Consider the following 22,296-nt stretch of genomic DNA (forward strand, 5'->3'; position numbering starts at 1 on the left):
AGGCCGGGCCGTCGGCGGGCAGCGTGACGGTATGGACATCGCGGAGGCCAGGCCGTACTGCGCGCCCTGTTGCCCGAAGGCGGGCCGGAAGGTGTAGGTGATCAGCAGGTCGGTCGCCCCCATCGTCGGGTTGTCGGCGGGGAACGGGCCTCCGGCGGTGACCAGGAAGATGCCGTTGAAGTTGAACGCGAACGACGAGACCAGCAGCGGGGCCAGCGCGAGCATCAGCAAAATCCGGTTTTCCCGTTCTTCGCCCAGGTGATCGAGACGGGGCTGGCGCGCCACGGATACACCGCGGTTCTGTGCACGCAGACCCCCGAGGGGGCAGGTGAGGACGAGTACGTCGGGATGCTGCTGGACCGTGGCGTCTCCGGCATTCTCGTCGTCTCCGGGCTGCACGCCGACACGACCATCGACCACTCCCGCTACCACCGTCTCAAAAGCGGCCGTGCCCCCGTTCCTGGGGCACTTTGTCCGTCCCATCGGCCCTCAACGCGTCGAGTAGGCTTCACGCGATCGGCGGGAAGCGGGAGTATTGGCGGCGTGAACCGCACAGCTGTACGTCTGGGAGTGTTCCTGCTGGCCGCCGTGGCGGTCGTGGCGGTACTGATGGCACTCCTGCCACCGTCCTCGCCCGGCAGGCTTGACGGTGGCGCCTCGCGAACCCCCGCCGTCGCGGTGAAGAAGCTGGGCGGCCGCGACCACGAGCTCACCGTGACCTCCACCGCGCTCGGCCGCGAGGGCATGGTCCGGGTCCTGCTGCCCGAGGGCTGGACGCCGGACTCGGGTCCGTGGCCGGTGCTGTACCTGCTGAACGGCTGCTGCCAGTCCGACTACGACACCTGGGTCACCAAGGGGGAGGCCGCGAGCCTCACCTCCGGCTACCGGGCGATCGTGGTCATCCCCGAGGGCGGCACCGTCGGCTTCTACTCCGACTGGCGCGACGGCCCCGGCTGGGAGACCTTCCACCTCACCGAGGTACGGCGGATCCTGGAGCGCGACTACGGCGCCGGGGACCGGCGGGCGGTGGCGGGACTGTCCATGGGCGGGTTCGGGGCCATGTCGTACGCGGCCCGCCATCCCGGCATGTTCCAGGCGGCCGCCTCCTTCTCCGGGGTGCTGCACACCCGCGACGGCAACGGCGGCGTCGACTGGCTGCTCAACCGGAACGGCGAGGACTCCGCGAAGCTCTGGGGTCCCCCGCGAGACCCCGAATGGGCCGCCCACAACCCGGCCGATCTCACCGGCGCGCTTCGCGGGGTACGGCTCTTCGTCTCCAGCGGCGACGGCTCCCCCGGCCCGCTGGACGGCACCTCCGAGCCGCGGGACGAGGGCGAGGCCGCCCTGTTCCGCCAGGCCGTGACCTTCGCCGAGCGGGCCAGGGCCAACGGCGTCGATGTGACCGTCGACTTCTACGGGCCCGGCACCCACAGCTGGCCCTACTGGAGCCGCGGCCTCGAACGCGCGCTCCCCATGCTCATGGACTCCATCGACGCCGCTCCCTGACGACCTGGGACACCTCCTCGAAAGGTGTCCCACCCGTGCATCGGGGCGCCGAAAGTTAAGGCTGATGACTCTGGGCGTTCAGCTCAGGCACCCCTCGCCGGTCACCCCCGTGACTAGCGTTCGTCAAACACCCCAGTTCAGGGGCGTTTGTCGCATGTCACGAGGAGCCACCTTGCGAGTCCTGGCCGTTGTCCCCGCCCGCGGAGGTTCGGTGGGCGTTCCCCTGAAGAACCTGGCCCCGGTGGGCGGCAGTCCCCTGGTCGCCCGCGCGGTACGGGCCTGTGTGCGGGCCAAGCTGGTCGACGAGGTCGTGGTCAGCACCGACCACGCCGGGATCGCCGAGGTGGCCCGCGCCGCGGGCGCGACCGTGATCGACCGGCCGGAAGAGCTGAGCGGCGGGACCGCCTCCAGCGAGTCCGCGGTGCTCCACGCGCTCGACCACACCCCCGACGTCCCCGACGTGGTCATCCTGGTGCAGTGCACCAGCGCGTTCATCGACCCCGCCGACCTGGACGACGCCATTGCCAAGGTCCTGGACGGCAGCGCCGACGTGGTGTTCTCCGGGCTGGAGACGCACGAGTTCCTGTGGAGCGTGAACGGCGCGGGCGTCAACCACGACCCCTCCCACCGGCCGCGCCGCCAGGACCGCGAACCGCAGTTCCGCGAGACCGGCGCCTTCTACGTGATGCGCGCCGAGGGTCTGCGCGAGTACGGCCACCGCTTCTTCGGCACCGTCGCCGTGCAGCGGGTCTCCCCGCACCACGCCGTCGAGGTGGACACCCCCGAGGATCTGGAGATCGTACGGGCGCTGGCGCCGTTCGTGGACCGGCCCGAGCCGATCGATGTGGACGCGGTGATCACCGACTTCGACGGCGTGCACACCGACGACCGCGCCTACGTCGACCAGGACGGCCGTGAGATGGTCGCGGTCAGCCGCTCCGACGGCATGGGCATCTCACTGCTGCGCCGCTCCGGCGTCAAATTGATGATCATGTCCACCGAGCACAACCCGGTGGTCGCGGCCCGCGCCCGTAAGCTCGACGTGCCCGTCCTGCAGGGCCTGACCGACAAGCGGACCGTGCTGCGCGACTGGCTGGCCATCGAGGGAATCGACCCGGCCCGCGTCGCCTACGTCGGCAACGACGTCAACGACCTGGGCCCGATGAGCGACGTCGGCTGGCCCGTCACCGTCCCCGACGCCCACCCGAAGGTCCGCGCCGCCGCCAGGACCGTGCTGACCAGGCCCGGCGGGGCCGGGGCCGTACGGGAGCTGTGCGACCGGGTCCTCGCGGCCCGCCCGGCGGACGAGAAGGTCACCGGAGTGACCGCGCCCCGCGCCGAGCTGAGGCTCGCCCCGGTCGCCAGGCCCGTCCAGATCGGCGACGCGCTGATCGGCGCCGGACAGCCGGTCTACGTGATCGGTGAGATCGGCATCAACCACAACGGCGACCTGGACATCGCGCGCCGGCTCATCGACGTGGCGGCCGAGGCGGGCTGTCAGGCCGTCAAGTTCCAGAAGCGCACGCCGGAGATCTGCGTGCCGCTGGAGCAGCGCGACCAGATCCGGCAGACGCCGTGGGGCGAGATGACCTACATGGAGTACAAGCTCAGGACCGAGTTCGGCCTGGAGGAGTACTCCCAGATCGCCGAGCACTGCCGGAAGCGGGGCCTGCACTGGTTCGCCTCGCCGTGGGACGTGCCGTCCGTTGAGTTCCTGGAGTCCATGGACGTGGTCACCCACAAGGTCGCCTCGGCGAGCGTGACCGACCTGGAACTGCTCCGCGCGCTCGCCGCGACCGGCAAGCCGATCATCCTGTCCACCGGCATGTCCACGCTGGAGGAGATCGACCAGGCGGTGGAGCTTCTCGGCACCTCCAAGCTGGTGCTGATGCACGCCACCTCCACCTACCCCCTCCCTCCCGAGGAGGCCAACCTCCGCACGATCACCACACTCCAGGAGCGGTACGGCGTGCCGGTCGGCTACTCGGGCCACGAGCGCGGCCTGCAGATCTCGCTCGCCGCGGTGACCCTGGGGGCGGTGACCGTGGAACGGCACATCACGCTCGACCGCACCATGTGGGGCTCCGACCACGCCGCCTCGCTGGAGCCCGCCGGGCTTGAGCACCTGGTCCGCGACATCCGCATCATCGAGACCGCCCTAGGCGACGGCGTCAAGCGGGTCTTCCCCGGCGAGCAGGCCCCCAAGTCCCGCCTCCGCCGCGTCACTGTGTAGATGGCGACGCTGACGCGTCGCGGTGAGGCCGCTCTTATCCGACTCCTTCCCTCGTCGCTCATCCGCTTCGCTCCTTCGCTCCTCAGTCCAGTCGTCGGCGCGGCCTCACGGGGAGTCCCTCGGGGACGGAGTACGGGGCACGTCCCCAGGGTGCTTCTTGGCCTAGTCGCCGGCGCGGCCTCACGGGGAGTCCCGTCGGGGGAAGGTGAGGGTGGTCGACGTGAGGGTTCTTGGTTGGGTCGTCTGAGTTGGGGACGGGAGGGCGAAGTTGATCAAGTTGTCGGTGGTGGTTCCGGTGCGGGACGCGGAGGGCTACGTCGGGGACGCCTTGGCGTCACTGGTCAGGAACGCGCGGCGGGACTTCGAGTTCATCGTGGTGGACGACGGGTCGGTGGACGCGACCGGGCAGATCGTCGAGGACTTCTGCCGTGATCTGCCCGGTCTGGTGGTGGTCCGCAACGACGCGCCGGTCGGACTGGCCGACGCGCGTAACCTCGGGATCTCCCTCGCCTCCGGCCGCTACCTGACGTTCATGGACGGCGACGACTGGCTCGCGCCCGGATATCTCGGGGACCTGGTCGGCGCGATCGAGCGGCTGGACTGCGACTTCGTCCGGGTCGACCACGTACAGGCGGAGGGCCGCAAGCGGACGATCCACCGGGCGCCGCTCGCCACCCGCGAGGTGGTGCTGAAGCCGCGCGACCACATCCTGCCCGATCACGCCAGGACCATGGTGGACTACCCGTACGCCTGGGCGGGGATCTACCGCCGGGACCTCGGTGACCTGCTGACCTTCCCGGGGCACCTGCACACCGCCGAGGACAGGCCGTGGATCTGGCGGCTGCACCGCGACGCGGGTTCGTTCGCGGTGGTGTCACTGGCCGGGCTGTTCTACCGGCGGATGGTGGCGGGCTCGCTGACGCAGACCGGCGACGCCAGGCAACTGCACTTCTTCGACGCCTTCGACCTGGTCTTCGCGGACCTGGAGGAGGAGTTCATGCCCAAGGCGGTGCGCACCTTCCGCGCGTTGCTGGCCCACCACCTGGAGTTGGGCGAGCGCCTCTCCCCCGAGCTTCGAGCCCGCTTCGAGGAGCGCGGTGCCACGACACTGAGGCGGTTCCCCGCCGACCTGCTCGCCGGGACCGCCCTGGACCCCGAACGCGATCAGATCCTGCTCGACCTCCTGGAGCGCCGATGACGCAGCTGTTCTACGCCTCGACCCTGTTCGGTGCGATGACGCTGGCGGCGGCGATCGACGACGGCCGTTTCGGCCCCCGCCAGGGGCGCCGGATCCTGCTGGTCTCCAACAACGCGGCCATCCCGGAGATCACCCCGGCTCTGGACGAGACCCCGGGCTTCGCCACGCTGCGCCCGCGCTTCGACGAGATTCACTCGTGGAACGAGATCGTGGCCCCGCTGCATCCATCGGACTGGAAGGCACGCGTCGTCGAGGTGCCGATGCTGGGCCGCCTGCTCCGCTCGCACCTGTCCCTGGGAGCCGGGCCCGCCGAGTTGGTTCTGGAATCCGTCGCGGTCCCCCCTGCCAAGACGCTGGCCGGACTGGTCAGGGACTGCCCGATCTCGGTCTACTCCGACGGCCTGATGAGCTACGGCCCGACCCGCGACCCGCTGCCGCAGGAGATCTACGGGCGGATCACCCGCCTGCTCCACCTCGACCTGGTGCCCGGTCTTCGGCCGCTGCTGCTCTCCGAGTACGGGGTGCCCGCCGAACCCCTCCCCGACCGGGCCTTCCTCGACGTGGTCGGCCACCGGGCCGATGACCCGCCCTCGGGCCGGGCGATGATCCTCGGCCAGTACCTGTCCGCCCTCGGCATCGTCACCTCCGAGGAGGAGGCGGAGCTCCACGCCGACATGCTGCGCGGCCTCGTCGCCCGGGGGTTTTCGCGCGTGCTGTTCAAACCGCACCCGGCCGCCGGGCGGCGGCACGCCCAGCGGCTGCGCGAGACGGCCGCCGAGCTGGGCGTCGAGCTGGACGTGGTGGCGGAGAGCGTCCCGGCGGAGTCGTGCTTCGCCACCCTCGGGCCCGAGCTCGTGGTCGGCTGCTTCTCCACCGCTCTGATCACCGCCGGGCGGTACTTCGGGCTCCCGGTGGCGACGGTGGGCGGCAAGCTGATCCTGGAGCGGCTCTCCCCGTACGAGAACAGCAACCGGATCCCGGCGACCATCACCGACGCCCTGCTGCCCCGCCTGTCGACGGACGGTTCGCTGTGGGAGCCCCCGCCGGTGGACGTCTCCGCCCTGGTGGGCGCGGTCGGCTACTGCATGCGGAGCGAGGCGTATCCGGGGCTGCGCGAGCAGGCCGCGGCCTATCTCCAGGCCTGCGGCCCCGACCGCTACTTCAAGCACCGGCGGCTCGCCGCCCTGGACCTGATCGCCACCTCAGCCACCACCGCATCGGCCGGCGCATCGGCCACCGCTCCGGCCGGCGCCCCGGTCGCCGCCCCCCAGGAGCGGAGCCCCCTGGGCAGGCTCCGCAGCCGCCTGTCGAGAACCTTTCCCTGAGCCGGACGGCCACAGCGGCACGGCACGGGCGGGAAACGGCGGATCGCCCCGCGTCCCCGTGCCGCGCCGTCTCCTCCGGTCCGGAGGCGAGGCGCGAGTGCCGGCCCGGCGCCCTGAGTTGACGCGCTCTTCGGCATGAGTACCGCGTGTGCGGTACCTCTGCGGCTTCCTGCCTCGTCGACCCGCGCCACCGGGGTGGCCTTATCGGGTCTCCACAGGCTTGCGAACCCTTCCTGCTCCGTTCCCGCTCATCCAGCGGTATCTGACGCGGTCACGCCGGCATGCGCTGATTCGCCGTTAACGGCGAATCAGCGTTCCCTGCCCCGCCACGACGGAACGGTTATCAACCCTCCGGCCTGAGGGGCAAAGCGCTACGGACGACTCAGGTAGCGGCGCATCCGGCGCTTGGCGCGGTAGCCGATGCGCAGCACGTTCGGCGGGACCTCCACGCGCATCCGGGCGCGACGGCGGGCGGCGGCGTACTCGGGGCCGTCGAGCAGGGACTTGGCGGGAACGAGGCGTCCCGAGCGTGCCTGCCCGACCAGGGAGACCATCCGCGAGACCCAGTCGCTCTCGTCACCGGGATGGAAGTAGTTGTCCCTGCACCAGCCGTCGTCCGGGTCCAGGAAGCGCCCCGCGGAAAGATCGTCGAGGGTGCCGAGCAGGCCACTGTCCTCGAAGACCAGGTTGATCATCTCGGCGCCCACCCCGAAGTCCGACAGCACCAGCAGGGGCACCTTCTGGGCGATCGCCTCCAGCGCGGCGGTCGAGCTGACGGTGACGAACCCGGCCGCGTGGGCCAGGTGCTCGTGCATGGGCCCCGCCGCGAAGCGCACGGCCCCGGCGCGCACCCTGCCCTCCTCCACGAGCGACTGCCACAGGCGCTGGTAGTGGTGGCGCTCATTGTGGGTCTGCCGCTCGCCGTCCAGGGCACGGAGCTTGACGACGACGTCCAGATCCGGCCGCCGCCCGGCCAGTTCGGCCAGGGCCAGCAGGATGCTCTCGCGCTCCTGTCTCCGCTTGGGCACCTTGGCCTGGGTGGCGAACACCACCCGGTCCCGCGGCCCGATGCGGGCGACCTCCTCCTGGCCTCGCAGAAACGGCAGCCGGGCCAGCCCCACCTGGCCGCCCCCGCCCAGCTCGCGGCCCATCGCCGAGAACTCCTCGACCTCCCGCCCGCTGTGCAGCACGAACAGCTCGCATCCGCTACGGAACAGCCAGGCCTTCTCGGTGGCGGGGACGGAGATGCCGGGCAGGCCCGAGACGAACACCGGCCGTGGCCGCAACCCGGCCAGCACCTCGCCGACCAGCACGTCCACCACGGGCCCTGTGCAGGCGGCGAGCACCACGTCGGGCCCGAGCCGCTCGGCGGCCCGGCGCAGCGCGCGGGCCGAGAGCACCGGCGGATCCGCCGCCGAGCCCGCGACCGCGGCACTGATCTGCGCCGGGGACGGGGTGATGGGGGTGCGGATGACCGCCAGTTCCCTCGTGCATCCCGAGGGCAGGTCCCGCAGCAGGCAGGCCGCCCACTTCAGGTAGGAGTCAGAGTCGGCCACGGCCAGGACCTTCAACGAGAACCTCCAACGGGGATCCCCCGCTTCATATCCGATTTCACATGGGCGGACCCGGCGCGGCTCGCATCCCGGGGCGGCACGCCACCGGCCTCCGGCCGCGGGGTCACGAGGTCACGAGGTCACGAGGTCATGCCCCGGTGGCTCCCGTGTCGTGATGGGCGAACATCGACAGGTGGGAGCGGAGCGAGGGGGCCGCCTCCACCGTCCACCACTCGTCCGGGACGTCCACCGTCTCGACCGGGACGCCCCTGGCCGAGAGCAGGACCCGCAGGGAGGTGACCGCGGTGGACGGCAGGCTCAGTACCCGCTGCCCGGCGGCCAGCCCGCGCAGGGTCATCTCGGCGGGGATCCCGCCACCGTAGACGGTGATCCCGGGCTGCTCCCCGACCTTGGCGAGATCGTGGGGGTCCTCCCTGCGGTGCGGGAAGTAGGCCACCGGCCCGGCCGAGCCGAGAGCGGCCAGCCAGCCGAGGTAGTGGTCGCGGTGGATCAGGCCGTTGCGGACCAGCGAGGTGCCGAGGACGACCGTGAGCTCCTTGGGACGGGGCACGCGCAGCGGCTGCGACCGCAGCCAGGCGAAGTCGTGGGTGATCAGCTCGGCCCCTCTCGCCCGTACGGCCTTCGCCAGGTCCGCGGGAACGGGCAGCGCTGTGAAGATCGACAGCCGACCCGAGCGGGCCGCGGCGCGCAACCTGAGTCCGGCCGCCGCGCCGAGGGCGGTTCTGAGCCGTCCCGCCTTCCCCCGGGCCCTCAGCAGGGGCGTACCCGCGTGGCCGACGAGCAACTCCAGGAGCCTGATGGTGGCCAGCCCGTCGTCGACGATCACGATACGGCCGGGGCGCCCGGTGAGCCAGCGGAACTGGACCTTGCCGGAGAAGGCGTCGCCCACCGCCCAGGTCACGCCCCGGCGCGGCCTGGGCATGTCCGGCCGCGCGGCGGTGAGCTCCAGGCCCGGCGGCAGGGTGAGGCGCCCGAGCTCGCGCCCGGTGACGGCCAGGGGGCGGAGCCTCGCCCTGGGCACGAGGTGGCTGCGGGCACCGAGCAGCCCCGCGTGGTGGGCCTCCACGGCGCAGAGCATCTGCAGCGGGGATTCCACCCAGGCGATGGCCGAACCCTGATCCCGCGCGTGGTCTCGACCGTCCTCCACGCCGGGTGATGACCCGTTCACGACTGACCCAAGCTAACCCGGTGGCCTTAAGCGCCGGGGAACCACGGATGAACAGCCGCCCACGCGTGCTTGCGCGCGATCTTTCCTCGACGCGACGGCCGCTCTGCTGTCCGAGGTCGGATACGACCGGATGTCCATCGACCAGATCGCCAGGCGGGCCAGCGCGAGCAAGGTCACGATCTACCGTCGCTGGGCGGGCAAGGAGGCGCTGGTGTGGTACCGGCTGCTCTTCACCGGCAAGCCACTGGATCGGGAGTTCGTCGAGGACACGGTCGACCGGTTCCTGCTCCCGCTGTTCCGCTCCTGGTCCGGCCAGGAGAGCTGAGGCCCGCCCTGCCGCCGGAGGGCCCCTGGGCCGCCGAACCTTGTTCGGGCCTTCCGGGGGAGGAGGACGCATCCGCTCCACACTTTTTACCATCGAATATTTGTTGCAAAGAGTTAAGGCCTGACACCCTTACCGGCGAGCCTCCCGATCACGCCATACCACCCCGGGTCAGGCGATCCACCGGCGGATACCACACGGCTGGATCGCCGAGGAAACAGGGGATCCCGCCCGCGACGGGGCCGCGACCCCGCCCGCCGCGACCGGCCGGAGGACGGGCGTGACCCGCCCCCTTCCCAGGCCAAGCGACCCCCCGCCGTACCCCCGCGACTTGGACGTATCACCAAGTCAGGGCAATGTGTCCTACTTGTAATCGTCTGTCCGAGTGACGTACGTTCGTCCTGTTCATGGCAAATGTCTGGGTCTGTATAGATCTAAGCATTGCCGTCACATTGCCCGACCGTGTTCCACCTGGGCGGAACCCCTCCGCCCGCGGTGAGCACGGCCGCCGAATCCGCGAAGTCTGCGGAACCGGGGAACCACGTTCCTGGGGTGAATCAGCGCGTTCTCGCGCCGTAGGGCACTTCCCAGCCCGAACCCGTCAGCTAACCCGGTAGGCGGCATGGAAGCGAAGCAAGGAGTCGAACCCCGGTATGACCAAGCACCGCCTCACCCCCACCTTCAGCGCCCCCCGCGTGGCGAGCGCCCTCCTGGGCGCCTGCGTCGTCCTGGCGACCGGCTCCGTGGGCTCCGCAGCCCTGGCCGACAGCCACACCGCTCTGAACCCGCCCGCCGAGACGAAGGTCTCCGAGGTCTCGCAGCACAGGCCCGCGAGAACCCCGCTCGAGATCGCGGCCGAGAGGCTGCCCAAGGTCTCCGCCGCGCAGGTCCTGGACCTCGCCTCCAAGCAGATCGGCGTCCGTGAGAACTCCCAGGGCGGCGGGACCAAGTTCCACTCGTGGTACATGTCCTCCCCGCGCGCCAAGGAGACCGTCGCCCGTGACGGCGGCAGCATCCAGGGCTACGCCAACGCCCCCTGGTGCGCGATGTTCGTCTCCTGGGTCGGTGAGATGGCCGGCATCCGGCCCACGATGGGCTGGGACGCCTACACCGTCACCCACGCCAAGTGGTTCAAGAACAACCATCACTGGGGCACCACCCCCACTCCCGGCGCCGTCGTCTACTTCGACTGGGCCGGCGGCAAGAGCCTCGACGGCATCGACCACGTCGGCTTCGTGAAGAAGGACAACGGAGACGGCACGATCACCACGATCGAGGGCAACACCGGCAACGGCAACGTCGAGCAGCGCATCCGGCCCGTCTCCCAGGTCGTCGGCTACGGCTACCCCGTCTACTCCGGCTGATCCACACCCGCCGCCCGCGCCATCCCCCATGGGGCGGGCACCCGGCACCCCCGCCGGTGAACGCGGGCCGATCCGCACTCGCCCAGGGGCGCCGCTCGCTCGAGCGGCGCCCCTGACGGCGATTTCATGGCCAGAGCCCGACGCCGGTACCGGCGGCACCGGCGGGACGGCCACCGCGCACCCACATGGTCGCCGCGCCTCCCGCTCCCGCTTCCGCGAGCAGCCAGTGCACCTCACCCCGATGGTAGAGGGCTACCGCCGGGGCGCCCTGGACATTGTCCACGATCGGGGTGAGGCCGAGACACCTGGCGGCGGCTGCCATCATCTCGGCCATCGTGGACGTGCCGGTGCGCAGGTAGACCATGTTGTGGCTGGGACCGAGCCCGGCGACGAGAATGCCCATGCGCCACAGGGCGACGGCCGCGTCGGCGTCGGTGGCGGTGCCCGGGACGCTCGGGTCGAACTGCCGCCGGGCGTCGCGCCACGCGTTGGTCAACGCCCGCAGGACCCTACGGTGTAGCGTTCTGGGCACCTCGACGCGCATGACCGGCGACCGCTTGAAGCCGGTGTCGCCGGCGTCGGCCTGGGTGACGATGGCCCAGGCCAGCCCTGACAGCAGCCGGGCGATCCGTGCCGCCACCGCCCCGCTGCGCGTCTCCACGACGGGAAGATGACGCGACGCTGTGGCGTGTGTCCCTCCGCCGGTGTTCCCGGGTCCGGCGGAGCGCAGATGTTGCCAGGCGAGCGCCGCCTCCAGCATGCCGTACCCGCCGATCGGAGCCTCCGCGAGGGCGCGGTGGACGGTGCCGCTCGCGCAGTCGAGGCGTCCGGCAGACGGTGACCTCGGGGACGACGCGGTCGGACCGGGGATTCGATAGGCGATCGGGGGGCTTGTCATGATTTCTGATCTCCTGTGCGGTCAGTTTCCGGGGATCGGCCTGTCGTCGGCGACGATCCGGCCGCCGCGGACGCGATAGGCCCACACCGTGACCGAGGAGCCGGCAAGCTCGCCGTCGCCGTTGAATTGGATCTTCGTAGTGATACCGGCGCCGGAGTAGCCGTCGACGAACTCCTCCATGTCAGAGCGTCGCGTCCGGCCGGCGTCGATGCCCCGCAGGAAGACGGTGGCGGCGTCGTAGGCCTCCGCGCTGTAGGTGCCCGGGTCGTGGTCGAAACGGATCCGGTAGCGCCGGGCGAACCCGGGATCCTTCTCCGGCGGCCGGCACGGGCAGGTGAGAACTGCGCCCTCGGCGGCCTCGGCCCCCGCCGTGCGGACGAACCCGTCGTCCTTGACCGCGTCGCCCGAGACGAAGACGGCGCTCACGCCCGCGTCGCGCAGCTCGCGCAGGAGCCGGCCGGCCTGGGTGTAGTAACCGCCGAAGAAGACCACGTCGGGGGCGGCCGATTCGACCTCGGAGACCGCGCCGCGGAAGTCGACCGAATTCGGCTGAACCGAGGCGCTCTGCACCACCAGCGAGCCGAGCTCCTTCATGACCAGCTCACTGAGGCCGCGCCCGTAGGGGCTCATGTCGTCGATGACGAACACCTTCCGCGCGAGCAGCCTCTCCCTGATGTACCGGCCGACCGCCGGTCCCTGCGCGGCGTCGCTGCCCAGGATGCGATGGAAGGTCGATCGCCCCCAGCGGCTGAGGCCGGGGTCGGTGGCCGCCGGGGTGATGGTGCTGACCCCGCCCTGGTTCAGGATCGGGTTGGCGGCCTGCGACTCGCCGGAGAACGCCGGCCCGACGACACCGATGATCGCGGGGTCGGCGACGACCTGCTGAGCGAGTTCGGGCGCCTGCTTCGGATCCCCCTGGGTGTCGAAGTCGACGAGCCCGACGGGGCAGGCCGGATTCCGGGCGTTGTGCTGTTCGACGGCGAGCAGCGCGCCTTCGCGCATGTTGCGCCCGAGGTTCATGGACTCGCCGGTGAGTGGCCCGAAGAAGGCGATACGCAGGCCGCAGCGCCCCTGATCCGAGACGCGCCCCCCGATGTCGGCGCACCCCGGCACGGCCGCCAGCAGCGCCGCCGCGGCGAAGGCGGCCAACCGGCGGGCGCTGCGCATCGATCGCCTCCAGGCGCTTAGGCCGTCCAGCCGCCGCCTGGCGGATGCCTCAGCGTACGGGGGCGTCCCACACCGCGGGCGCCCGACATGAATTCTGCGATGATGATCATGAGGATTCGATGAAGATCCGGTGAAGGGGGAGAAGTACCACGGAAACGGGAACCGATCCGATCTCCGGAGGAGAGATTCGTCAGGAGCCTTCATGCGAGTTCCGCGATGCCCTGTGATCACACGCGGTGACCGGGCGGGTGAACGCCCGGACGCCCCCGGCCCGCTCCGCACGCGGCTGGTTGAACTCTCCTGACAGGTCGCCACCCTCGTCTTGAACTCCCCCGGCGGATCGCTACCCTCGTCCCATGCGTGTGATCGTCGTCGAGGATGATCCCGACGTGCGGGGTGCCGTCGTCTCCGGGCTGCGTTCGGCCGGCTTCGCCGTCGACGAGGCGGCCAACTGGAGCCAGGCCGACCTCAGCATGAGCGTCAACGACTACGACTGCCTGATCCTCGACCGGATGCTCCCGGAAGGCGACTCGGCCGACGAGCTCCACCGGCGCCGTCAGGCCGGCATGGCCATACCAGCGATCATGCTGACCGCGCTCGACGACATCAGCGACCGGGTGGCAGGCCTGGAGGCCGGCGCCGACGACTATCTGACCAAGCCGTTCTCCACCGACGAACTGGTCTTGCGGGTGCGCGCCCTGTGCCGGCGCCGCACCACGATGGTCCCGCCGGTCCTGCGCGTCGGCGACGTCACGCTCGACGTGGCCCGCCGGGAGGTCCGCCGCGCCGGGGTGCTGCAAACCCTCACGCCCAAGGAGTTCGCGGTCCTTGAGATCCTGATGACCCACCAACCGGCTGTCGTCACCCGTACCGAGCTCATCGAGCACTGCTGGGACGAGCGGGCCGACCCGGCGTCCAATGTGGTGGACGTCGTCGTCAACCAGCTGAGACGCAAGCTCGGTGAGCCTGCCGTGATCTTCACGATGCGGGGTACCGGTTACCGGGCCGGGCCCGTGCGGCTGTGAACCCGCTACGTCTCCGCGGCCCCGATCCCGGCGGCAGGGGTCAGAAGGGGACCCAGCCGACACATCTGCAGACGACCGGGCGCCTCAACGGGCTTCGGGTCCGCCTGGCCCTGCTGCTGACAGCCCTCAATGTGATGGGTCTGGCCGGTATGGGAACCGTCGCGATGGTCGTCGACCAGCAGCAGCGCGACGGTCTCGTCCGGGCGGAGCTGGAGCGCACCGCCCGGACCGCGAAAGCCCTGCTGTACTACGAGTCCGGCGCGCTGCGGCTGGACCGCCTCTTCGCCGATCCGGCGTCGAAGGGCCCGACCGCGGTGCACGTGTACGAAGGTACCCGCACCGACGTCCGCCTCGTCTTCGCGTATCCGTCGAGCCTGCCGGTGATCGCGCCAGAGGTTCTGCGCGGCCTCGCCCGGCCCGTCTGGCAGGGGCGCGGCGAACTCGCCGCGACCGTCACCAGCGTGGGGCGTCGTTCACGGTTGCTCGCGGTCCCGTTCTCGCACGCCGTCACCGGAGCGGTGTCGGGCACCATCGTGGTCGCAGTCGATCTTGAGCCCGTTCAGCGGGCCCATCGGCGGCTGGGGTGGATCCTGTTCACCGGAGGAGCGGTGTTCACACTCCTGGCCGGCTTCGGCGGGCATCTGCTGGCCCGGCGGGGCACCCAGCCGGCTGTCGAGGCGCTGGGCCAGCAGGAGCGGTTCGTCGCCGACGCGGCGCATGAGCTGCGCACCCCTCTGACGGTCATCCGGGCACTGTCGGAGGCCGCGATCAAGGATCCCGGCCGGCAGTCTCAGGCGTTGCAGCAGGTTTTGCGCTCCACCGAACGGCTTGCCGACTCGGTTGAGGCGCTGCTCATGCGGGCGCGTCTCGTCGCCGGGCTGAGAGAGCTCCAGCGGCAGCCGTTCCGCCTCGACCAGCTGGCCGAGGAGGTGGTGACCGAGACCGTGCAGCCGCCGCACACGGCGGCGGTGTCGGTCTCGCCCACGGTGGCGAGCGGTGACCCGACCCTGGTCCGCATCGCCATCCGCAATCTGGTCCACAACGCCGTCCGGCATGGCCGGACCGGTGCCGAACCCGCGACGATCACCCTCGTCGTCACCGACGGCACGGTTGTGATCAAGGATGCCGGTCCGGGTCCCGGTCCGGGTCCGGACGGCCGCCCGGCGCAGCGTTTCCGGAGCGACGCGGCGGACGGCACCGGCCTGGGTCTGACCATCGCACAATGGGTGGCGGAGCTGCACGGTGGGGCACTGCGGCTTCATCCGGCGCCCGGAGGGGGCACTGCCGCGATCATGACCCTGCCCGACGAGCCGCCGCCTGACAGGCGATGACGCTCGCCGCGGCGCCGTGGCGAGGCAGCGTCAGGGAGTGGAGCGGCCGGCTCTGGCTCCGGCGGGTGAGATGGCGAACCAGCCGTTTCGGCCATGCCCGCCGGTGTCGCCGGGCATGCGATCACCGCTGTAACCGTACAGCGGCCACCCCGAGAGGGTGAGCTGCTCGGTGCCGTCGGGCCTGACGACCCTGCCGATCTTTCCCCGGTCTATGCCGACGATCCGCAGCCTCCCGATGTCGCTGACCGGCATCGGGCGCCAGATCTCGGCGCACTCGCCGACGCAGGCCGAACGTGACGGGCTCGCGTCGTCGGCGTCACTGCGGTAGAGGACGTATCCCTGGACGTCGATGACGATGAGGCCGCCGAGCCGCTGCGAGTTGACAGCGAACAGGCCGGGGCCGGGCGCGGCGCTGGGGTCCGACACTCTGGTCAGCTCCGTGTCGGGCCGGAGCGCTCCGCCGTCAGCGGCGCAGCCCGCCACCATCAGGGCGGCGACGGGTCCCGCCAGGAGCGCCGCCCACCGTGAACGTCGACTCATGGGCACAGTTTGCCTGGACAGCCCGCCGGATGCCTCCCCGCCGCCGGGGGTACTCGATGAGATCTTCCTTGTCGGAGACCTTTCGGCGGCTGACGACTCGCTTACCCGGCCGTTTCGCCGCCTGGAGTGGGTGACAATCACACGGCTCCCTCGCGGGAGGTGTCACCGAGCGCCGGACACGGTGATCCGGGCGAGGGCGACACCATCAACGATCATGGATGGCGTGACGACCCGACCGGCCACGGTCGGATCTCGGTGAACAACGATGCCGGGGGGCCGGGGGATGGAAACCCCCTCGCGCGTCCACCCGCCACCATGTCTCTCGATCGCGAACGTGCGGCACGCATCGAGTGTGGCATCTCAGGCATGTTTCAACGTATTGGATAAGCCTAACGGGTTTCGCCGAACACCGGACCGGGGCGGAGGCTCGCCGGGGAGCGGCGGGCAGCCCGCCGCTCCCCGGCGAGCCTCGGCACGGACACGAAATGCCCCGACTGTATGTCCGTGAGATGGGAGCGCTCCCAATCACCCTAATGAGATGTATGTACCCACTTCATGCTGATAGTCCCACCCAAAACAGTCGGATGTAACGGTTGAGTTTCGGCATATTGACGTCCCGGTTGCCCATCGTCCACTCTTCGTGGGAGCGCTCCCAAAGCACATTGAGGAACTACCGCACCGCGAGGCCGTGTTTGTCGGGGACCGGCCCCCCGGTGTCACCTCCCAATGATTCGGGCGACCACCTGAGAGGGGTCCGGAAATGTTGAACAACAAGCGGCACGGCAAGCTCGCCGCCGTAGCGGTCATGGCGGCCACCGCCCTGGCCATCACCTCGTGCGGTTCCAGCGAGCCCGCCAAGCCCGCCGCGGGCGACGGCGGCGCCTCCGCCGCGGCCGAGCCGGTGACCATCACCGTGCACACCTTCGGCGGTGGCGAGAACTTCGGCTACGACAAGGCCGTGGAGACCTGGAACGCGGCACACCCGAACATCCAGGTCAAGTACCAGAACCTGACCGACCGGTTCGAGGACGTCTACCTCCCGCAGCTGCTCCAGCGCCTGCAGGCCGGCAGCGGCGCGGCCGACATCATCGCCCTGGACGAGGGCGCGATGGGCCTCATGAAGGCCCGCCCGCAGTTCTTCACCGACCTGGCCGAGTACGGGCTGGAGAGCCGCAAGGCCGACTTCCCCGCGGCCAAGTGGGACAACGGCATCAACGCCGACAACAAGCTCTTCGCTCTCGGCACCGACATCGGCGGCATGACCATGTGCTACCGCAAGGACCTGTTCGAGAAGGCGGGCCTGCCCACCGAGCGCGACGAGGTCGGCAAGCTCTGGCCGGACTGGAGCGCCTTCAAGGCGATCGGCGAGAAGTTCAAGGCCGCCAACCCCGGCAAGGGCGACCCCAAGTTCCTCGACGGCCCGAACACGCTCTACAACGTGATCCTGTCGCAGGAGGCGCCGAAGAACGGCAACGTCGCCTACTTCGACAAGAGCAACCAGCTCGTCATCGAGAGCAACCCCGCCATCAAGACCTCCTTCGACACGGTGAAGGACTTCAGCGAGGCGGGCCTGACCGCCAAGCTCGCCTCCTTCACCCCGCCGTGGAACGCCGCCATCAAGAAGGGCGGCTTCGCGACCATGGGCTGCCCGGCCTGGATGCTCGGTGTGGTCTCCGGCGCGGCCGGTGACGACAACAAGGGCAAGTGGGACGTCGCGTCCGTGCCCGGCGGTGCGGGCAACTGGGGCGGCTCCTACCTCGCGGTTCCCAAGCAGAGCAAGCACCCCAAGGAGGCCGCCGAGGTCCTGAACTACCTCACCGGCAAGGAGGGCCACGTCATGGCCTTCCAGGAGGCAGCGGCCTTCCCGAGCTCCATCCCGGCGCAGCAGGACCCGGCGGTCGCCGACCTGAAGAACCCGTTCTTCAACGACGCGCCGACCGGCCAGATCTTCGGCGCATCGGTCAAGGACCTGCTTCCCGTCTTCCTCGGCGAGAAGCACGCCCAGGTCAAGACCGCGGTGGAGAAGGTCCTCGAGGGCATGGACCAGGGTTCGGTTCCCTACGACCAGGCCTGGACCAAGTTCATCGAGGCCGGCGTCAAGGCAGCGGGCTGATCCCCCTACCGACCCGCACCGGCCCGGCGGCGGTGATCCCGCCGCCGGGCCGGTCGCCTGCCCCCGCTGAAAGGCTCCGTTGATGACACTGCACGTCGACTCCCCTGCCGCCCCTCCACAGCCCGGCCCCCGCCGGTCGGCGGGGGCAGGCGGACCGCAGCGAGGCGGTGGATGGGCCCGGTTCGACCTCCGGGCGACCCCCTACTTCCTCGTCTCCCCGTACTTCCTCCTCTTCGCGATCTTCGGCATCTTCCCGCTCGGCTACACCCTCTGGGTCTCGCTGCACGACTGGGAGCTCGCCGGGGACAAGTCCTTCGTCGGCCTCGAGAACTACATCGAGCTGATCACCGACGAGGCCTTCTGGAACGCGGTGATCAACACTCTCGGCATGTTCGTCATGTCGACGATCCCGCAGCTCGTCCTCGCCCTCGTGCTGGCCAACGCGCTCAACAAGCGCATCCGGGGACGGCTCTTCTTCCGCCTCGGCGTGCTGCTGCCGCTGATCACCTCCGTCGTCGCCGTCGCCGTCGTCTTCACCCAGCTGTACGGGCGTGACTACGGCATGATCAACTGGTTCCTGGGCCTCTTCGGAACCGACGCGATCAACTGGCAGAACGAGAAGTGGTCCGCGTGGATCGCGATCTCCACCATGATCGACTGGCGCTGGACCGGCTACAACGCCATCATCCTGCTGGCCGCCATGCAGACCATCCCCAAGGATCTCTACGAGGCCGCCGCCATCGACGGGGCCACGGCCAGGCGGCAGTTCTGGCAGATCACCATCCCGATGCTGCGCCCGACGATCGTCTTCGTGGTGTTCATCTCCACCATCGGCGGCCTGACGCTGTTCACCGAGCCGGTCATGTTCGAAGGCAACCCGACGATGGCCGGCGGCACCACCGGCCAATACCAGACCGTGGCCATGTTCATCGTCAAGGAGGCGTTCCGCGACTTCGACTTCGGCTACGCCTCGGCCGCCGCGTGGATGCTGTTCGCGCTGATCCTGGTCGGGACGCTCATCAACTACTCCTTCACCCGCCGCATCGGGGGTTCCAAGTGACGGCCATCCAGTCCAGGCGGCCCCCGGCGCATTCACGGCGGCCTTCCGGCCCGTCGGCCGCACGGAACCGCATCTGGGACGCCGGCCCGCTGACGAAGGTCGTCCTGGCCTTCGCGCTCGTGCTGTCGGCGTTCCCCATCTACTACATGTTCATCATGGCCACCCGGACCAACGAGGAGGCCATCGACGTACCGCCGCCGCTGCTCCCCGGCGGCCACCTCGGCGAGAACATCTCACGGCTCCTGTCCACCGAGGACGCCTACTTCATGACCGGCCTGGTCAACTCGGCCATCGTCTCGGTCACCGTGACCCTCTCCGTGGTGCTCATCTCCACCCTGGCCGGCTTCGCCTTCGCCAAGCTGCGCTTCCGGGGCAGCAAGATCCTGCTGGGCCTGATCCTGGTGACGATGATGGTCCCGCTCCAGCAGATGGGCGTCGTGCCGCTGTACGAGCTCATGGTCACGCTCGGCTGGACCGGCCAGCTGAAGGCGGTGATCCTGCCCTTCCTGGTCAACGGCTTCGGGGTCTTCATGATGACCCAGTACGCCACCCAGGCGGTGCCGGACGAACTGGTCGAGGCGGCCCGCGTCGACGGCGCCTCCACCATGCGCATCTACGCGAACGTCATCCTGCCGGCGCTACGGCCGGGAATGGCGGTGCTGGCACTGCTGGTCTTCATGCAGACCTGGAACGAGTTCATGTGGCCGTTGATCGTGCTGAACCCGGACAACCCGGTAGTCCAGACGTCGATCGCCGCGCTCAACCAGGCCCACGGCACCGACTACGTGATGCTGTTCACCGGCACCGCGGCATCGGTCCTCCCCCTGTTCATCGTTTTCATCGCGTTCGGCCGTCAGATCGTCGGCGGACTCATGGAAGGTGCGGTTAAAGCGTGACCACGCAAGAGACGCAGATTCAGACCCCGGATCTGGTGTTCCCGACAGGTTTCGTCTGGGGCGCGGCCACCTCCGCATACCAGATCGAAGGCGCCGTCTCGGCGGATGGCCGCGGCATCTCCATCTGGGACACCTTTGTCAAGCAGCCGGGCCGGGTGGTGAACGGCGAGCACGCCGACGTCGCCATCGACCACTACAACCGCTACCGGGACGACGTGCGGCTGATGGCCGAACTCGGCCTCGGCGCGTACCGGTTCTCCATCTCCTGGCCCCGGATCCAGCCCGAGGGACACGGCCCCGTCAACCTCAAGGGCATCGACTTCTACAGCCGCCTGGTCGACGAGCTCCTCTCCCGGGGCGTCGACCCGTGGGTGACGCTCTACCACTGGGACCTGCCCCAGCCCCTGGAAGACGCGGGCGGCTGGCCGGCACGGGACACGTCGAAGCGCTTCGCCGACTACGCGGCGGCCGTGCACGACGCGCTGGGCGACCGGGTCCGCAACTGGAGCACCGTCAACGAGCCCTGGTGCTCGGCGTTCCTCGGGTACGCCTCGGGTGAGCACGCCCCCGGGCGGCGCGAGCCCGACAAGGCGGTGTACGCCGCCCACCACCTGCTGCTCGCGCACGGCCTGGCCGCGCAGGCGATACGGGCCCAGCGCCCGGAGAGCGTCATCGGCGGCTGCGTCAACCTGTACGCGATCACGCCGCAGACCGCCTCCGAGGCCGACCAGGACGCCGCCCGCCGCATCGACGGGCTGCAGAACCGTTTCTTCCTGGACGCCCTGCTCAAGGGCGAGTACCCGGCCGACGTGCTGGAGGACCTCGGCCGGCCGGCCGGGCTCGTCCAGGACGGGGACATGGAGACCATCTCAACGCCGCTGGACAAGCTGCTGATCAACTACTACAGCCGCTTCACCGTCTCCGGAACCCCCGGCGGCGCGGCGTCGGCCGCGGCGGCGCCCACCGACACCGGGTCCCCCTGGGTCGGCAGCGAGCACGTCTCGTTCGTCGAGGGCGGACGTCCCGTGACGGCCATGGGCTGGGAGATCGACGACTCGGGGCTGCTGGAGATCCTGCAGCGGCTGGCCGCCGAGTACCCGCGCGTCCCGCTGGTCATCTCGGAGAACGGCGCGGCCTTCGACGACGTCGTGGGACCCGACGGCGTCGTCCACGACCGTGACCGGGTGGGCTACATCGACGCCCACCTGCGCATCTGCCACACCGCGATCGAGGCGGGGATCCCGCTGGAGGGCTACTTCGCCTGGTCCCTGATGGACAACTTCGAGTGGGCGTGGGGGTACGGGAAGCGGTTCGGACTGGTGCACGTCGACTATGAGACGCAAACTAGAGTTCCCAAAGAGAGCGCTCTCTGGTATGCCGGGACGATCAGGCGCGGAGGCCTGAACGGTCCGACAGAATAGGGGCCGGCGAATTCACCACGGGGGGCTGAAACACATGAACGGCGACCGTCGTCCGACGCTTGAGGCGGTCGCGGCCCTGGCCGGAGTCGGCCGAGGCACGGTGTCGCGGGTCATCAACGGTTCACCGAAGGTGAGCGAGAAGGCCCGCGACGCCGTGCTGCAGGCGATCCAGGAACTGGGCTATGTGCCCAACCGGGCTGCGCGCGCGCTGGTCACCCGGCGCACGGACACCGTGGCGCTGGTCGTATCGGAGTCCGAGCTGCGGGTCTTCGACGAGCCGTACTTCGCGGGAACCATCCGCGGCATCGGTTCCGCACTGTCCGAGACCGGTCTGCAGCTGATCCTCGCGATGGCCCAGTCGAAGCAGGAGCACGAACGGCTGGAGCACTATCTGACGGGACAGCACGTCGACGGGGTGCTGCTGATCTCCCTGCACGGTGCCGACCCGCTGCCGGGAAGGCTGGAGGCGATGGGCGTGCCGACGGTCATCGGGGGCCGCCCTGTCGGCCTCACCCCCTACAGCTACGTCGACGTGGACAACCGGGCCGGAGCCAGGCAGGCGGTCAAGTACCTGCTGGGCCGGGGCCGTCGCCGGATCGCCACCATCGCGGGAACGCAGGACATGGGCGTGGGCGTGGACCGGCTCGCGGGCTACCGTGACGCGCTGCTCGCGACCGGCCTGAGCGAGATCGTGGCGTACGGCGACTTCAGCGAGGAGAGCGGCATGGCCGAAATGCGCAAGCTGCTCGCCGAGAACCCCGACCTGGACGCCGTCTTCACCGCCTCAGACCCGATGGCGCTGGGCGCGATGCGGGTGCTGCGTGAGGAGGGCAAGAGCATCCCCGGCGACGTCGCGGTGATCGGCTTCGACGACTCGCCCGCCGGGGCGCACTCCTCCCCCGCCCTGACCAGCGTGCACCAGCCCACCGAGTCGATGGGCCGGCAGATGGCCCACCTCCTCGTCTCCCGCATCAACGGCGAGCACCTGGAGCAGCCGGTGGTGATACTCGACACCCACCTGGTCGAGCGATCCTCCGCCTGAGACGACCCCTTCCGGTGGCCTTCGGCGCGCCGGGCGGGACGGAGCCGGGCCTCAGCCGGTACCACGACGCGGGCGGGGCGGTGGGGTCGAGGTAGTCGCCGCCGGAAAAGCGC

General features: G+C 70.1%; 17 protein-coding genes, 2 pseudogenes and 1 riboswitch. Of the genes and pseudogenes, 13 read left to right on the forward strand and 6 right to left on the reverse strand.

What is annotated here, in order from left to right:
- Positions 1–30: 30 nt before the first annotated feature.
- Positions 31–231, reverse strand: a pseudogene (locus ABT061_RS21750) (ABC transporter permease subunit); the annotation flags it as partial.
- 312 nt (positions 232–543) lie between these two features.
- On the opposite strand from ABT061_RS21750, the gene ABT061_RS21760 reads away from it, so the two are divergent.
- The 4 genes from ABT061_RS21760 (at position 544) to ABT061_RS21775 (ending at position 6,262) form a co-directional block, all read left to right on the forward strand.
- Positions 544–1,506 (forward strand): alpha/beta hydrolase, encoded by a 963-nt coding sequence (locus tag ABT061_RS21760; protein WP_350920644.1) that lies wholly within the window; start codon positions 544–546, stop codon positions 1,504–1,506.
- Between the two features lie 154 nt (positions 1,507–1,660).
- Positions 1,661–3,739: an N-acetylneuraminate synthase family protein gene (locus tag ABT061_RS21765; RefSeq protein ID WP_350920585.1), complete on the forward strand. Its 2,079-nt coding sequence runs from the start codon at positions 1,661–1,663 to the stop codon at positions 3,737–3,739.
- A gap of 268 nt (positions 3,740–4,007) precedes the next feature.
- Positions 4,008–4,937 (forward strand): glycosyltransferase family 2 protein, encoded by a 930-nt coding sequence (locus ABT061_RS21770; RefSeq protein WP_350920588.1) that lies wholly within the window; start codon positions 4,008–4,010, stop codon positions 4,935–4,937.
- Positions 4,934–6,262 (forward strand): alpha-2,8-polysialyltransferase family protein, encoded by a 1,329-nt coding sequence (locus ABT061_RS21775; protein WP_350920591.1) that lies wholly within the window; start codon positions 4,934–4,936, stop codon positions 6,260–6,262. Before ABT061_RS21770 ends, ABT061_RS21775 begins: the two co-directional genes overlap by 4 nt.
- 371 nt (positions 6,263–6,633) lie before the next feature.
- Here ABT061_RS21775 and ABT061_RS21780 read toward each other — a convergent pair whose 3' ends face one another.
- A complete protein-coding gene (locus tag ABT061_RS21780) occupies positions 6,634–7,818 on the reverse strand; it encodes a DUF6716 putative glycosyltransferase (RefSeq protein WP_350920594.1) in 1,185 nt (394 codons plus the stop codon).
- A gap of 145 nt (positions 7,819–7,963) precedes the next feature.
- Entirely contained in the window at positions 7,964–8,932 is a 969-nt protein-coding gene (locus ABT061_RS21785) for a hypothetical protein (RefSeq protein ID WP_350920597.1), read from the reverse strand.
- A 169-nt stretch (positions 8,933–9,101) separates the two neighbouring features.
- Here ABT061_RS21785 and ABT061_RS21790 point away from each other — a divergent pair.
- Together ABT061_RS21790 and ABT061_RS21795 are read left to right on the forward strand one after the other, a co-directional pair.
- A pseudogene (locus ABT061_RS21790) lies at positions 9,102–9,329 on the forward strand (helix-turn-helix domain-containing protein); the annotation flags it as partial.
- A gap of 493 nt (positions 9,330–9,822) precedes the next feature.
- Positions 9,823–9,961, forward strand: a riboswitch (cyclic di-AMP (ydaO/yuaA leader).
- Between the two features lie 18 nt (positions 9,962–9,979).
- Positions 9,980–10,690, forward strand: coding sequence for a CHAP domain-containing protein (locus ABT061_RS21795; protein ID WP_350920600.1), 711 nt, complete (start codon positions 9,980–9,982; stop codon positions 10,688–10,690).
- Positions 10,691–10,814: 124 nt separating this feature from the next.
- Here ABT061_RS21795 and ABT061_RS21800 read toward each other — a convergent pair whose 3' ends face one another.
- Together ABT061_RS21800 and ABT061_RS21805 are read right to left on the reverse strand one after the other, a co-directional pair.
- Positions 10,815–11,588 (reverse strand): hypothetical protein, encoded by a 774-nt coding sequence (locus ABT061_RS21800; RefSeq protein ID WP_350920602.1) that lies wholly within the window; start codon positions 11,586–11,588, stop codon positions 10,815–10,817.
- 21 nt (positions 11,589–11,609) lie between these two features.
- A complete protein-coding gene (locus ABT061_RS21805) occupies positions 11,610–12,755 on the reverse strand; it encodes a branched-chain amino acid ABC transporter substrate-binding protein (protein WP_350920605.1) in 1,146 nt (381 codons plus the stop codon).
- A gap of 356 nt (positions 12,756–13,111) precedes the next feature.
- Here ABT061_RS21805 and ABT061_RS21810 point away from each other — a divergent pair, with 356 nt between their 5' ends.
- Together ABT061_RS21810 and ABT061_RS21815 are read left to right on the forward strand one after the other, a co-directional pair.
- Complete coding sequence (locus tag ABT061_RS21810) at positions 13,112–13,780, forward strand: response regulator transcription factor (RefSeq protein WP_350920608.1); 669 nt, start codon at positions 13,112–13,114, stop codon at positions 13,778–13,780.
- Positions 13,777–15,111 (forward strand): sensor histidine kinase, encoded by a 1,335-nt coding sequence (locus ABT061_RS21815; RefSeq protein WP_350920611.1) that lies wholly within the window; start codon positions 13,777–13,779, stop codon positions 15,109–15,111. The genes ABT061_RS21810 and ABT061_RS21815 overlap by 4 nt, the downstream gene beginning before the upstream one ends.
- Before the next feature lie 30 nt (positions 15,112–15,141).
- Here ABT061_RS21815 and ABT061_RS21820 read toward each other — a convergent pair whose 3' ends face one another.
- Positions 15,142–15,651 (reverse strand): hypothetical protein, encoded by a 510-nt coding sequence (locus tag ABT061_RS21820; RefSeq protein ID WP_350920613.1) that lies wholly within the window; start codon positions 15,649–15,651, stop codon positions 15,142–15,144.
- 760 nt (positions 15,652–16,411) lie between these two features.
- Between ABT061_RS21820 and ABT061_RS21825 the strand changes: the two genes are divergently transcribed.
- The 5 genes from ABT061_RS21825 to ABT061_RS21845 all read left to right on the forward strand — a co-directional run bounded on the left by ABT061_RS21825 (position 16,412) and on the right by ABT061_RS21845 (position 22,183).
- On the forward strand, positions 16,412–17,764 hold the full coding sequence (locus tag ABT061_RS21825) for an ABC transporter substrate-binding protein (protein WP_350920616.1): 1,353 nt from the start codon (positions 16,412–16,414) through the stop codon (positions 17,762–17,764).
- An 82-nt stretch (positions 17,765–17,846) separates the two neighbouring features.
- A complete protein-coding gene (locus ABT061_RS21830; protein WP_350920619.1) occupies positions 17,847–18,824 on the forward strand; it encodes a carbohydrate ABC transporter permease in 978 nt (325 codons plus the stop codon).
- Complete coding sequence (locus ABT061_RS21835) at positions 18,821–19,720, forward strand: carbohydrate ABC transporter permease (protein WP_451936441.1); 900 nt, start codon at positions 18,821–18,823, stop codon at positions 19,718–19,720. The genes ABT061_RS21830 and ABT061_RS21835 overlap by 4 nt, the downstream gene beginning before the upstream one ends.
- Positions 19,717–21,141: a GH1 family beta-glucosidase gene (locus tag ABT061_RS21840; protein WP_350920622.1), complete on the forward strand. Its 1,425-nt coding sequence runs from the start codon at positions 19,717–19,719 to the stop codon at positions 21,139–21,141. The genes ABT061_RS21835 and ABT061_RS21840 overlap by 4 nt, the downstream gene beginning before the upstream one ends.
- A 34-nt stretch (positions 21,142–21,175) precedes the next feature.
- Positions 21,176–22,183: a LacI family DNA-binding transcriptional regulator gene (locus ABT061_RS21845; protein WP_030908950.1), complete on the forward strand. Its 1,008-nt coding sequence runs from the start codon at positions 21,176–21,178 to the stop codon at positions 22,181–22,183.
- Positions 22,184–22,296 lie beyond the last annotated feature (113 nt).

It is taken from the genome of Streptosporangium sp. NPDC002544, from assembly GCF_040295965.1.
Classification (GTDB): domain Bacteria; phylum Actinomycetota; class Actinomycetes; order Streptosporangiales; family Streptosporangiaceae; genus Streptosporangium.